This is a genomic window from Streptomyces sp. AP-93 (assembly GCF_022808175.1).
Classification (GTDB): domain Bacteria; phylum Actinomycetota; class Actinomycetes; order Streptomycetales; family Streptomycetaceae; genus Streptomyces.
In genome coordinates this window covers 22016-35137 of record NZ_JALGBX010000027.1, presented here as the reverse complement: position 1 = coordinate 35137, position 13122 = coordinate 22016, and the positions used below count along the sequence as shown (strand labels likewise).

Sequence of the window (13122 nt, the reverse complement as noted above, 5' to 3'; positions counted from 1 at the left end):
CGCTCCCCGCGCCCGCCGTCCCGGACGGCTGTGAGACGAGGATCGCGGCTACTCGGCGTAGGGCTGGTCGGTTCCCTGGGCACTGTAACCGAGACTCCAGATGTAGCCCTCCGGGTCGGCGAAAGTGCCGCCGTACCCGCCCCACGGCAGGGCGCCGGCGGGCTTGAGGACCTTGGCGCCGGCCTCCTGGGCCTCCGCCATGATCTCGTCGACCCGCGCCTCACTGCGGACGACGTAGGTCAGAACCAGCCCGCTGAAGCCGCTGCCTTCCTGGTCCGTGCCCACCTGGTCGGCCAGGCCTTCGCGGCTGTAGAAGCCGACGGGCGAGGCGCCGTCCGAGGCGAAGAACACCGAGATGCCGAAGTCGTTCTCGACCTTCCAGCCGAGCCCCTCGGTGTAGAACTGCTTGGCCCGGTCCATATCCCGGACACCAAGAAGGATCGAGCTGACGTGCGCTTTCATGCCGTACTCCTTGCACTGTGGATGTATGCGTGCCGGACATGCGGGCCAGGGCCCGGATGTCGCATCGGCGTGTGTTCGCCGGTCAATCGGTAGGAAGGGGCCGGGAGTCGGGACCGCGTCGGGGCGAGTGACGCGTCCGGGTCGTGCGGAAGGGAAACCGTGTGACTGGCGAAGCCCATGATGAGTAGCCTAGGGGCGGCTCCGTGAACGCGCTTCTCGATTCCTGATCGATCCGGATCCACACCGGACGTTCACGCGCATGCCACGCGGAGCGCCTCCGCTTCCCGCGACGGTGCACCCGATGCCCCGTCAGCAGCCCTCCAGGGGCAACGCAGACTTGACGCCGGCCTTTCGTTCCGGCGCGGGTGTACGTGGCGGCCGGACGGTTCGCCGAGCCGGACCCCGACCTGCCGGAGCTGGCGGACCGGATCCGCACACTGCTGGCCGAGGTCGCGGTGGACGGGGCCTGGCGGCGCTTCCTGCCCGGGTACGCCCCGCCTTCCGCCCCTGAGATCTGCGCCGCACTGGAACCGGTGGAAACGCACGAGGCCGCCGCGTTCCTGGTCCGGGTCGCGACCGTCGACCTCGTCTGGCCGGACCACCGGCACCTGCCCACCGAGGCCGCCGGGAGAAAACCCTTGCCCAATGGTCAAGAAGTGTTGACCATTGGGGCCATGCCTACCGATGATCTTCCCGAGACGTTCCACGTCACCACGGACGAGCAACTGCGTGCCGTTTCCAATCTCACGCGTCACCGCATCATGGCCGTGCTCCGCTTCGAGCCCGCGACGATCACGCAGATCGCCGAGCGAGTGGGCCTCGCCAAGGGGAGTTCCAGCTACCACGTACGGCTGCTGGAGCGGGCCGGCCTGGTGAAGGTGGTACGGACGCGGAAGGTCCGGGGGGTTACCGAGCGGTACTACGCCATGGCCGCGCGGGCGATCGTGCTGCCGGATCCGGGCGAGGGAGGGCCGGATGTGCTGATGCGGCATGCGGTGGCGGACCTGGAGGCAGCGCCGGTGGACCGCGAGCGGCACGTGGGGATGGCGCATCTGCGGCTCACCGACGAGCAGTTCGCGGAGCTGGGGGCGCGGCTGCAGGCGCTGGCGGAGGAGTACCGCAAGCTGTCCGATCCGTCACTGCCGGACGCGTCACTCGTCTTCGCACTGTTCCACCCGGCACCGCGCCGCGAGCAGGCCGAAGGGGACGCCAAGTGACGTCAGACGTACCGAAGTTGCCGACCGGGTTCGGACGGCTGTGGACCGCGCAGACGGTGTCCTCCCTCGGTGACGGGGTGTCGCATGCCGCACTGCCCCTGCTCGCGCTGACGTTGACGCGGGATCCGATGGCGCTCGCCGTCGTCACGGCCGTCGGAACGCTGCCGTGGCTGCTCTTCGGGGTGCTCGGCGGTGCGCTGGTGGACCGCTGGGACCGTCGGCGCACGATGTGGGTCGTGGACGCGGCGCGTGCGGTGCTGCTCGTGATACCGGCGGCAGCGGCCGCGCTCGACGTGCTGAGCATTCCGCTGCTCGCGGCCGTCGCCTTCCTGCTCGGCCTCGGCGGGCTCTTCTTCGACACGGCCGCCACGGCCTATCTGCCGGATCTGCTCGGCCGCGACCCCGCGCTCCTGGAGCGCGCCAACTCCCGCCTGCGCAGCGCCCAGACCGCGGCGTCCGGCTTCGCGGGGCCACCTGCGGGCAGCGCCCTGCTCGCGCTCGGGCGGGCGGTTCCGCTGCTCGCCGACGCGGTGTCGTTCGCGCTCTCCGCACTGCTCGTACGGTCGTTGCCCGCCGTACCCCGGCCCGTACCGCAGGCCCGCGAGTCGCTGCTGCGGCAGGCGCGGGCCGGCGCATCGTACGTGTTCCGGGATCAGTTGCTGCTCGGGCTCGCACTGCGTCCGGCGGTCGGGAACATCGCCTTCCTCGCCGTGGAGACCGTACTCGCCCTCTTCGCGCACGATCGTCTCGGCATCGGCGCCTTCGGCTTCGGCCTGCTCCTCACGGCGGAGGCCACCGGCGGTCTGCTCGGCGCGGGCATCGCCTCCTTCCTCGGCCGACGACTCGGCACCGGCACCGCGCTCACCTGCACGGCCGCCGTCGAGGGACTCGCCATCCTGGGCCTTGCCGTCGCCCCGAACCCGTACGTCGCCGGCCTCGCGCTCGCCGTCTGCGGAGCGGGCATGGGCGCCACGATGGTGCTCGCCCCCTCCCTCCGACAGGCGGTCGTCCCCGCCCACTTGATGGGCCGGGTCGCCTCCACCTCCCGCATGCTCGCCATGTGCGCCGCCCCGTTCGGTGCCCTGCTCGGCGGCTGGCTGGCCACCGCCTACGACGTCCGCACCCCGCTCTACGCCGCCGCCGGCCTTCTCCTCACCATGACCGCCGTCACGTCGACCATGACCAGCAACCGCCAGGTCGAGGCGGCGCTGCGGGCCGCCGCCCCGGCCGATGATCCGGAGCACCCGGAATCCGGGGAGCCCGCTACGAGGCTGCTTCCCTCCAGCGGCTGAGCGTCTTGCTGCTGTCGTCGTACCTCTCCCACGAGGAGAGTATCGGCGCCGGCCTCGTCGCCGACTCCCTCACCGACCTGGTCCTGGACCGGACCGGTACGGAGCCTGGTACGGAACCAGGCAATGAGGGGGGTCAGCGGCCGCCGGCGGCCGTGGCCTGGGTCAACGCGTCGAGCCTGCGGAGTCTCGAGGCCGCCGTCCACCCCGGCCTGGAGGCCGTGTCCATCGGCTCGTGGAACGGCCCGCCGTTCAGCCTTGCGCCCTTGACCGGGCTGCCCCGCCTGCGGACCCTTTCCGCCTACCCCGGCACGCTCGCCGACCCCACGGAGGTCGCCGGGCTGACCCGACTGGAGTTCCTCGAAGTCGGCCCCCTGGAATGGCGGGTCCTCCTCGATGCCGGAGCCGTCCCCCGCAGCCTCTCGGCGGCCGCCATCGTGGTGCACGGCGACCAGGATCCGCTGTCCGTCGCCGCCATCGCCAACGAACTGCTGGCCCTCTGGGACCGCCCTCGGATCATCCGGACCGTGCTCGAAGGAGACCTCGGCCCGATCGCCTAGCCGCCCGCCGGGGGTGTGGGGCGCGTGCATAGAATCCGGCCATGTCGATCGCACCTTCCCTCCCCATCCTCCACGGCAGGAAGGGAACCGATCTCCGTGTCACCGGACGGGAGTTGGTCCTGCGCCGGGCGCCCCTGGAGCACCGCATCCCCTTCGCCGCGATCGCGGGCGTCCACGCGGAGGGGCGGGCCGTCGAGGTCAGGCTCACCGCACCCGCCGCGATCGCGCCGACCGTCCTCCGGGTCGAGGACGTCAGCGAGGCCGCCGCCACCGCCTTCGCCCGGGCGGTGAACGCCGCGCTTGCGCCGGCCGACGCCGCCGGTTCCGTCGTGGTCGACGGCTCCACCCTCGTCACCACCCGCACCGCCGAGAGCGAGCCGGAGACCAGGACCCCGCGGGAGGCGTTGCACCGGAAGGTCAAGTGGCTCTCGGCGGGCTCCGCCCTCGTGATCGTCGCGATGAGCGTGCTCGTCGGGTTCTTCGGGGAACCCGTCAACATCGTCGGCATCGTCCTCTTCGGTGGTACCGGCTTCCCGCTCGTGATCGCGGCCGTCGTGCTGGCCCCGGAGGGCCTCAGGCCCTGGCGCCTCCCCCGGCACGGCATCACGGTGACGGCCGATCACGCCCGCGACTCCGCTCAGCCGTGGCTCTACCTGTACTCGGACCTGGACGGGAACGTGTGGAAGTACCTCGACTCGAGCGGCCGCGTGAGCGTCGAGGTCAGCTACGACCCGCGTGACCCCCGCAAGGCCGTTCGCGCCGACGGCGCGGGGCGGTGGACTGCGGGGATCCTCCCCGTGAGCGCGGGCATCGCCGGCCTGATCCTCCTCGCCATGTTCTTCGTCACCCCCTTCATGGACTTCGGCCCGACGGGCGAGGAGTACAGGAACCAGTACCGGTAGGGACGCGCGGTCAGGCAGAGGCGGCGCCGAACCACTTCGGCAGGTGGGCTTCGAGGTCGTGCTGGTCTTCGCCGACCCATGCCACGTGGCCGTCGGGGCGCAGCAGTACGGCGGGCACGTCCAGTTCCTCACTGACGTCGACGACGTGATCGATCCGGTCGGCCCACCCGGCGGCCGAGAGCCGGCCGGTCTGGTCGAGCAGGAGTCCGCGGCCGGTGTGCATCAGCTCGTAGAGGCGTCCGCGCTTCAGCTCCACGTCCCGCAGCCTGCGGCCGAGCAGTTCGTGGCCCTCGCCGAAGTCGTAGCGGACCTCGACCGCGGTGATCATCCCCGTCACGTACCGGTTCACCTCCTCGAAGTCCATCAGCTTCGCGAACAGCTCCCGCAGCGCGGTGGGACCCGCGTCGGTCCCGAGCAGCGTGATCTGGGCGCGGGTGTTGTCCAGTACGGCGGCGCCCACCGGGTGGCGCTCGGCGTGGTAGCTGTCGAGGAGGTCCTGCGGGGCCCAGCCGTTGACCGCGGCGGCGAGCTTCCAGCCGAGGTTGAAGGCGTCCTGGACGCCGAGGTTCAGCCCCTGTCCGCCGGTCGGCGGGTGGATGTGTGCCGCGTCGCCGGCCAGCATCACGCGGCCGACCCGGTAGCGCTCGGCCTGTCGGGTGGCGTCGCCGAAGCGGGACATCCAGCGCGGCGAGTGCACGCCGAAGTCGGTGCCCGCGAAGGCCCGTAGCTGCTGCTTGAACTCCTCCAGGGTCGGCGCGGTACGGTCCTCGGCCACGCCGTCGGCGGGTACGACGATGCGGCACGAACCGTTCTCGCCCGCGCTGACGCCGAAGCGCAGCTGGGTCTTGCGGACCTCCGCGACGGCGGCGGCGATGGTCTCCGGATCGGCGGTCACCTCCATGTCGCCCAACAGGGTCTCGACCGTGGCGGGTTCGCCGGGGAAGCCGACGCCGAGGAGTTTGCGCACCGCGCTGCGGCCGCCGTCGCATCCGACGAGGTAGCGCGAGCGCAGGTGCGTGCCGTCCGCCAGCTCGACGGTCACCCCGTCCTCGTCCTGGCTCAGGCCGACCGCTTCGCAGCCGCGCCGGATTTCGGTACCGACTTCGAGTGCGTGCTCGCCGAGCAGCCGCTCGGTGACCGGCTGCGGGATGGCGAGGCCGTACGGGTGCTCCGTGTCCAGCTGGTCCGGCCACGGCTTCATGATGCCGCCGAACAGGCCGCCGACCTGGAACTTCTCGCTGACGGCGAGGAATCGGTCCAGCAGGCCGCGCTGGTCCATCAGCTCGACGCTGCGCGTGTGCAGGCCCTGGCCGCGGGACTCTCCGGTCGGCTCGGTCAGCTTCTCCACCACGACCACGCGGACGCCGTGCAGGCGCAACTCGGCAGCCAGCATCAGACCCGTCGGTCCACCGCCGACAACGGTCACGTCCGTCACGTCGGTGACGTCGGTCGTGTGGGGTACTTCGGTCATCACGCAATCACCTTTTCCGCAGGTTCCGCCTTGGGCCAGTGATTCTGCGTCAGCACCGGGGCCTTGCCGCAAGCCCCCCGGTGCGCTATAAGTTGAGAGTGGCAAGGAGTGAAAACACCTCCTTGCCATTCTGCGTTCCGGGGGGAAATCCGCTGGCGAGACCGGCCCCTCACGGCGAGCATGGACCGCATGAGTGATCAAGGCGAGCGATGGACCCTGGCGACCGTCTACCCCGACATGTGGGCGGACCCGGACGACGACCCCCGTACCAGCGGAGAGAACGGTCCGGAGGGCGAGCTCGCGACCTTGCACGAGTTCCTCTCGGACTACCGCCTGACCCTGCGGATGAAGTGCGAGGGCCTGGATCCGGAACAGCTGGCCCGGCGGTCGGTCCCGCCGTCGACGATGTCGTTGCTCGGCCTGGTGCGGCACCTCGCCGAGGTGGAGCGGGACTGGCAGAACTGGATCACCGACGGCGATCCGCTGCCGAAGCTGTACGGCGTGCGCGACGGGGACTTCGACGGAGCCGTCGCCGAGCAGGCCGCCGTCGACGGCGCGTACGCCGATCTGGAGCGCGAGCAGGCCGCGACCGACGCCGCGCTGGCCGCGCATCAGGATCTGGGCGAGCGGCTGGGGAAGGACCGGATCGCGGTGCGGGAGCTGATGGTGCACCGGATCGAGGAGTACGCGCGTCACTGCGGGCACGCCGACCTGCTGCGCGAATGCGTCGACGGGAGGGTGGGCCAGTGACCAGGGGCGGCCGGGGCGGGAGCTGCCTGGTCGGGAGCAGCTGGGCCGGGAGCTGCCTGGCCGGGAGCGGGTCGCGGGTCCCTGGCTAGGCTTTCGCCCCATGAACGTCATACGGCTGTCGAGACGAGCGCGCCGGGGCGACAACCCCGCTGCTGTCGTGGTCGGGGCGGTCAACCTGCTCCTCAGCACCCTGCTGCTCTCGATGATGATCGGCGGGCCCTTCCGCCCGCCGTGCTGATCCTGGTCCTCCTGGTCCTCTGAGGGAGGCCGGGGAGGGCCCGGAGGGAGCGGAAGGGGCGCGCGCGGGAGCGGGCGAACCCGTGTGACCATGGCTTCCTCCGTACATCAGCACCTCATGGGGGGACCATGCGCACCCGTACCACCACCGCCTCGGCCGGCCTCGCCGCCGTGCTCGCGGCGGCCCTCGTCCTGTCCGGCTGCTCGGCGTCCCGTGGCGGGAACACGGCCGGGAAGGGGGCAGCCGGCACTTCCCCGCCGGCAGCAGCCTCCCCCGCACCGGTGCCCGGTGGCGCCGGGTACGAGGACCCCCGGCCGCAGGACCAGAACCTGCTGGCCTGGACCGGGGATCCGAACGACGCGGGGCACGTCACCGCCCAGTCCGCGGCCGGGGTCGGCGGACGGGTCACCCTGGTCCGCATGGTGCTGCGCGAGCAGCTCACCTGGTCCAACATCTGGCTGGGGCTGGCCGGCATCGACCCGAACGCCCAACTGTCCAACTGCTACCTCGGCGTGTACGACGCCAAGGGCACGCTGGTCGCGTCCACCGCGGACGTCTCCCCCCAGCTGATGACCGACGCGATAGCCAAGCCGTTCCCCCTCGCCAAGCCGTTCGCCGCCGCCCCCGGCACGTACTTCGTCGCCCTCCTCCTCAACGGCAACTGGGCCACGAACGCCCTCACCCTCAAGGCCACGGGCGCCGGGATCTCGGTGAACGCGGGTCTGAACCCGCCGAGCCTGCGCTACAGCACCGTCCTGACCGGTCAGACCTCGCTCCCGGTCAGCGTGAACCTGGCCGAGCAGTCCACCAGCACGATCAACACCGGCTGGGCCAGCCAGTGGTACGCGATCTCCTGAACGCTCCTGCCGGCTCCCGTAGCTCCTGAAGGCTCCTGAGGGCTCCTGAAGGCTCCTGAAGCTCCTGCCCGCGAATGACTGGTAGGAAAGTTTCCTGTTTGCTAGCATCCCGCTTCGGCGGCTCGGCGCGGTGCCCGTTCCCGTGGGCATGACGCGCTCAGCGAGAGCTCTGACCCGGCCGCTGTGACCGCGCCCGTCCCTGCCCGCACCCGGGCAGGGACACGGGGTCTCGTACCGGTGCCAGCTCTCGCCACCCACCAGGCCAGGGAGTCAGGAATGCGCCTGAACACCCCAAGCACGCCTCATGTTCACACATCGCCCCGCACGATCGGTGTGGTCATCACCGCCGTACTCCTCCTCGTAGGCGGCCTGTTGCTCGCCTATCCCGAACGGGCCGGCGCCGCCGCCGACCCCCTCATCTCGCGCGGCAAGACCGCCACGGCGTCCTCCGTGGAGAGTTCGAGCTTCGGTCCGCAGAACGCCTTCGACGGCAGCTCCACCACCCGGTGGGCCAGCCTCGAGGGCAAGGACCCGCAGTGGATCCGCGTCGACCTCGGCGCGAACGCCAACGTCACGCGTGTGGCGCTGCGTTGGGAGGCCGCGTACGCCAAGACGTACCGCGTCGAGATCTCGGCCGACGGCACCACCTGGACCCGGCTCGCCAACGAGACGGCCGGGAACGGCGGCACCGACGACTGGACCGGCCTCTCCGGCAACGGCCGCTACCTGCGCGTGTACGGAACCGCCCGCGGCACCTCCTACGGGTACTCCCTGTACGAGGTCGAGGTGTACGGCACCCTCGACGGGGGGACTCCCCCGCCGACCGGCGCCTTCACCGTGGTCGCCGCCGGTGACATCGCCGCCCAGTGCACCGCCTCGGACAGCTCCTGCGCCCACCCCAAGACCGCCGCGCAGGCCCAGAAGATCAACCCGAAGTTCTATCTGACGATGGGCGACAACCAGTACGACGACGCCCGGCTCTCGGACTACCGGAACTACTACGACACCTCCTGGGGCGCGTTCAAGGACAAGACCCGCCCGGTGCCGGGCAACCACGAGACCTACGACCCGGCCGGACCGCTCACCGGTTACAAGGCCTACTTCGGGGCCGTCGCCTACCCCCAGGGCAAGAGCTACTACAGCTTCAACGAGGGCAACTGGCACTTCATCGCCCTCGACTCCAACTCCTTCGACCAGAAAGCCCAGATCGACTGGCTCAAGGCCGACCTCGCCGCGAACACCAAGGGCTGCATCGCCGCCTACTGGCACCACCCGCTGTACTCCTCCGGCGGGCACGGCAACGACCCGGTGAGCAAGCCCGTCTGGAACATCCTGTACGGCGCCAAGGCCGACCTCGTGCTGGGCGGCCACGACCACCACTACGAGCGGTTCGCCCCGCAGGACCCGAACGGGAACGCCACCGCCGACGGGATCACCGAAATCATCGGCGGCATGGGCGGCGCCGACCCGTACGACATCGAGGACGTCCAGCCCAACAGCCAGAAGCGGATCAGCGGTACCTACGGAGTCCTGAAGCTGGACTTCACCGATTCCGGCTACAGCTGGAGCTACGTCGCCACCGACGGGACGACCAAGGACACCAGCCCGAAGTACACCTGCCACTGATGTACCTGGCCACCACAGGCCGCCGGGCCGCTCCGGCCCCGCCCCCCACCACGGGGGCGGGCCGGCGCGTCCCCGCCGCCGTCCTGGCGCTCGGTACGGTCAGCCTCGTCACCGATGTCTCCTCCGAGATGGTCAGCGCGGTGCTGCCGCTCTACCTCGTCCTCGGGCTCGGCCTCTCCCCCCTCCAATTCGGCTTTCTCGACGGGCTGATGAGCGGAGCCGGCGCGATCGTACGGCTGCTCGGCGGCCACCTCGCCGACCGCGGCCACCGCTACAAGCACGTCGCGGGGATCGGCTACGCCGTCTCGGCCTGCTCCCGGCTCGGCCTGCTCCTCGCGGGCGGCGCCACCGGCGGGATAGCGGCGGCCCTGGCCGCCGACCGGGTCGGCAAGGGCATCCGTACGGCGCCCCGCGACGCACTGATCACCCTCAACAGCCCGCCCGGCGAACTCGGCCGGTCCTTCGGCGTGCACCGGGCCATGGACACCACCGGCGCCCTGCTCGGCCCGCTCGCCGCCTTCGCCCTGCTCTGGGCGACCGCGGGCGCGTACGACGCGGTGTTCGTCGCCAGCTTCTGTTTCGGTCTGCTCGGCGTGCTGCTCCTGGTCCTCTACGTTCCCGGCCACCACCGCCCGCCGGCCACGCCCGGCCAGGCTCCGCCCCGGGGCAAGGCGTTCGGGGCGCTGCGCGACCCCGCCTTCCGGCGGATCCTCTGGGCCGCCGCCCTGCTCGGCGGCGCCACCATCGGCGACGCCTTCGTCTACCTCCTGCTCCAGCGCCGACTGGGCCTGGACCCCGGCTGGTTCCCGCTGCTGCCGCTCGGCGCGGCCGCGGGCTATCTGCTCCTGGCCGTCCCGGTGGGCCGGATCGCCGACCGGGTCGGCCGCCGACTGCCGTTCCTGTACGGACACCTCGCCCTGCTCGGCGCCTACCTCGTCCTGCTCGCTCCGGCCGGCGGGCCGGCCTCGCTCCTCGTCGCGGCCGTCCTCGCGCTGCTCGGGATCTTCTACGCGGCCACCGACGGCGTGCTGATGGCCCTCGCCGGGCCGGTACTGCCCGCCGGGGGCCGAGCGGGCGGGCTGGCCGTGCTCCAGACCGGCCAGGCCCTGGCCCGGATGCTCGCCGCGGCGGGCTTCGGCGCCGCGTGGACGGTGTGGGGGCCGCGGCCCGCGCTCTGGGGGGCGACGGCGGTACTGCTCGCCGCGCTGGCGGGCGGCTGGGCACTGCTGCCGCGCGATCCGGGCGCGCCCGGCGATCCGTCCGACCCGGGCGTTCCGTGCGATCCGTGCGATCCGTGCGATCCGGCAACCTCGGCCGCTCTGCCCGCCCCGGCCGTTCCGCCCGACCCGGCCGCCGCCGTGGGGCCGGGGCAATCCCCCACCCGTGAGAGGAGCACCTCATGACCACGCCGCTCACCACCCCGGCGCCGCCACGCCGGCTCGGCGCACGGGCCCGTACCGCCGTCACGGCCGCCGCGGTCGTCATCCTCCTGGGCTCCGCCACCGGGTACGCCCTGCACGCCGGGCACCGCCCGGCCGGCCAACGGGGCGTCGCCGACGCCTCGTTCGCGCTCGGCGGTCCAGCCCTGTACTTCCGGGACTCCGCCACGGGCCGGGTGGCGCACCAGCCCCTGTCCGCGACGGCGGGCGGAGCCGGGCGCACCACGGGCGGCCCCGCCTGCGACCGGTTCCACGCAGCCGGGGGCACCGCCCTGTGCCTGCGCGCCGAGCCGGGGGTGCTGCCGAAGACGTACGCCGTCGTCCTCGACCGGCAGCTGCGCGAAGTGAGGCGGACGACCGTGCCGGGGGTTCCGACCCGGGCCCGGGTGTCCGCGTCCGGGCAGATGCTCGCCTGGACGGTGTTCGCCACCGGAGACTCGTACTCCACCACGGGGTTCTCCACCCGGACCGCCGTCCTCGACCTGCGCACGGGGTACCTGGTGAAGTCCTTGGAGGAGATACCGCTCACCATCGGCGGTGTCCGCTACCACTCCGCCGACGTCAACTACTGGGGCGTGAGCTTCGCCCGCGACGACAGCCGCTTCTACGCGACCGTCTCCACCAAGGGGCGTACGTACCTCGTCGAGGGGAACATGGGCGACTGGTCGGCGAGGGCGCTGCGGGAGAACGTCGAATGCCCCTCCCTGTCGCCCGACAACACCCGGGTCGCCTTCAAGAAGAAGGTGTCCGACGACCCGGCCGCCCCCTGGCGGCTGTACGTCCTCGACCTGCGGACGATGGCCGAGACCCCGCTCGCCGAGACGCGCGGCGTGGACGACCAGGCGGCCTGGACCGACGACGGGACGGTCGCCTACGCCCTGCCGGGCGCGGACGGGCGCGCGAGCGACGTCTGGACCGTCCCCGCGGACGGGACCGGAGCACCCCGGATGTCCGTCGCGGGCGGATCGTCGCCGGTCGCGGTAGCGCAGGACGCGGCCGACGGACGCCTGCCGCAGGTCAGTTGAGCTCGGCCGGCGGTCCGGCTGCCGTCACCGCGGCCAGCCGGGCTCCGGCTGCGGCTCCGGCTGCGGCTCCGGCTCCGGCTCCGGACAGGCGGATCCGCAGTTCCCGCACGGTGAGGGGCTCCACCCGGTGGACACGCCGGACCCCCACCGTGCGGCCCGAGGCGATCAGCCGGCCGTCCGCCCAGACCTCGTGGCCGTCCACGCGCTGGCCCCGGGTGAGGTCCTCGCGCAGTTCCACGTGGTCCACGCGGACGGGCCTGCCGAAGTCCGCGACGAGGTCGGATCCCCGGGCGGTGACCGTGAGGACCGAGGAGTGCGGATCGCCGAGGCGCCGCTCCAGCTCTCCGGTGAACTCGAGGAGCCGGGCCCGGTCGGCTTCGTCGACCAGTCCGCGCCGGTCGGGCGGGACGCCCAGGAGCAGGCCGGCGCCCAGCCCCACCGAGGAGTACCAGATCTCCAGCAGTTCCTCGCGGCTCTTGAGGGTGGCGTGGTTCCCCGGTTGCCAGAACCAGTCGGCGCGCAGGGGGACATCGCACTCGGGCGGCAGGTAGGCGGCCGAGCCGAGCTCGGTCTGCCGGTCGTCGTACAGGCTGATGCCCGTGGAGTGCGTGACGTAGCGGCAGGGGTCGGCGGCGAGCCCCTCCTCGTTTCCGGCCCAGCGGATCGTGGGGCGGCCCATGTTGAAGACCATGGCGTCCGGCTGGTGCCGGTCGATCACGGCCATGACCGCGTCCCAGTCGTACGTACGCCCCTCGGAGCCCGCGCCGTCGAACCACAGCTCGCACAACGGGCCGTAGCGGGTGCAGAGTTCGGTGAGCTGGCGGAGGTAGAAGGAGTCGTACACGGCGGGCTGCTCGTAGCAGTCCGCGTTGCGGTCCCAGGGCGAGAGGTAGAGCCCGAGGCCGAGGCCCGCCTCCCCGCAGGCCTCGGCCAGTTCGGCGACCACGTCGCCCGCTCCGTCCTTCCAGGGCGAGGAGGCCACGGAGTAGGCGGTGGTGTCGGTCGGCCACAGGCAGAAGCCGTCGTGGTGCTTGGCGGTCAGCACGACGTACTTCGCTCCGGCCTCGACAGCGGTACGCACCCACTGGCGCGCGTCGAGCTGCGCGGGCCGGAAGGTGGCCGGGTCCAGGGTCCCATCACTCCACTCGACGCCGTTGAAGGTGTTGATGCCGAAGTGCAGGAAGATCCCGAATCCGGCTTCCTGCCAGGCGAGTTGACCCGGGGTGGGCAGGATGGGGGTCTCGGCGGGACCGGCGGGGGGAGTTGAGGGACCGAGCGTCATGGGA

13 protein-coding genes are annotated in these 13122 nt (G+C 72.0%); 10 read left to right on the top strand and 3 right to left on the bottom strand.

Features of this window, described 5'->3' with window-relative positions; all coding sequences use genetic code 11:
- Positions 1-48: 48 nt before the first annotated feature.
- On the bottom strand, positions 49-462 hold the full coding sequence (locus MTF69_RS34440; RefSeq protein ID WP_243340303.1) for a VOC family protein: 414 nt from the start codon (positions 460-462) through the stop codon (positions 49-51).
- A gap of 674 nt (positions 463-1136) precedes the next feature.
- On the opposite strand from MTF69_RS34440, the gene MTF69_RS34435 reads away from it, so the two are divergent.
- From MTF69_RS34435 to MTF69_RS34420, 4 genes are read left to right on the top strand one after another with little or no spacing between them, the layout of a single operon-like run.
- Positions 1137-1679: a transcriptional regulator gene (locus MTF69_RS34435; protein WP_243340391.1), complete on the top strand. Its 543-nt coding sequence runs from the start codon at positions 1137-1139 to the stop codon at positions 1677-1679.
- Complete coding sequence (locus MTF69_RS34430) at positions 1676-2971, top strand: MFS transporter (protein WP_243340302.1); 1296 nt, start codon at positions 1676-1678, stop codon at positions 2969-2971. Before MTF69_RS34435 ends, MTF69_RS34430 begins: the two co-directional genes overlap by 4 nt.
- Before the next feature lie 5 nt (positions 2972-2976).
- Positions 2977-3528, top strand: a complete 552-nt coding sequence (locus MTF69_RS34425; protein WP_308401488.1) for a hypothetical protein — start codon at positions 2977-2979, stop codon at positions 3526-3528.
- A 41-nt stretch (positions 3529-3569) separates the two neighbouring features.
- Positions 3570-4430, top strand: a complete 861-nt coding sequence (locus tag MTF69_RS34420) for a hypothetical protein (protein WP_243340301.1) — start codon at positions 3570-3572, stop codon at positions 4428-4430.
- A 10-nt stretch (positions 4431-4440) separates the two neighbouring features.
- Here the strand turns inward: MTF69_RS34420 and rox are convergent, their stop codons facing one another.
- Positions 4441-5865: a rifampin monooxygenase gene (gene rox / locus MTF69_RS34415; RefSeq protein WP_243340390.1), complete on the bottom strand. Its 1425-nt coding sequence runs from the start codon at positions 5863-5865 to the stop codon at positions 4441-4443.
- A gap of 216 nt (positions 5866-6081) precedes the next feature.
- On the opposite strand from rox, the gene MTF69_RS34410 reads away from it, so the two are divergent.
- The 6 genes from MTF69_RS34410 to MTF69_RS34385 all read left to right on the top strand — a co-directional run bounded on the left by MTF69_RS34410 (position 6082) and on the right by MTF69_RS34385 (position 11836).
- Positions 6082-6651 carry a DinB family protein gene (locus MTF69_RS34410; protein ID WP_243340300.1) on the top strand — a complete coding sequence of 190 codons (570 nt, stop codon included), beginning with the start codon at positions 6082-6084 and terminating at the stop codon, positions 6649-6651.
- A gap of 100 nt (positions 6652-6751) precedes the next feature.
- Positions 6752-6889: a hypothetical protein gene (locus tag MTF69_RS34405; protein WP_243340299.1), complete on the top strand. Its 138-nt coding sequence runs from the start codon at positions 6752-6754 to the stop codon at positions 6887-6889.
- 128 nt (positions 6890-7017) lie between these two features.
- Positions 7018-7746 carry a hypothetical protein gene (locus tag MTF69_RS34400; RefSeq protein WP_243340298.1) on the top strand — a complete coding sequence of 243 codons (729 nt, stop codon included), beginning with the start codon at positions 7018-7020 and terminating at the stop codon, positions 7744-7746.
- 276 nt (positions 7747-8022) lie between these two features.
- Positions 8023-9372, top strand: coding sequence for a discoidin domain-containing protein (locus tag MTF69_RS34395; RefSeq protein ID WP_243340297.1), 1350 nt, complete (start codon positions 8023-8025; stop codon positions 9370-9372).
- Positions 9372-10775, top strand: a complete 1404-nt coding sequence (locus MTF69_RS34390; RefSeq protein ID WP_243340296.1) for an MFS transporter — start codon at positions 9372-9374, stop codon at positions 10773-10775. The genes MTF69_RS34395 and MTF69_RS34390 overlap by 1 nt, the downstream gene beginning before the upstream one ends.
- Positions 10772-11836 carry a hypothetical protein gene (locus tag MTF69_RS34385; RefSeq protein WP_243340295.1) on the top strand — a complete coding sequence of 355 codons (1065 nt, stop codon included), beginning with the start codon at positions 10772-10774 and terminating at the stop codon, positions 11834-11836. Before MTF69_RS34390 ends, MTF69_RS34385 begins: the two co-directional genes overlap by 4 nt.
- On the opposite strand, the gene MTF69_RS34380 is transcribed toward MTF69_RS34385, so the two are convergent.
- On the bottom strand, positions 11829-13118 hold the full coding sequence (locus MTF69_RS34380; RefSeq protein ID WP_243340294.1) for an alpha-L-fucosidase: 1290 nt from the start codon (positions 13116-13118) through the stop codon (positions 11829-11831). The genes MTF69_RS34385 and MTF69_RS34380 overlap by 8 nt on opposite strands.
- Positions 13119-13122: the final 4 nt, after the last annotated feature.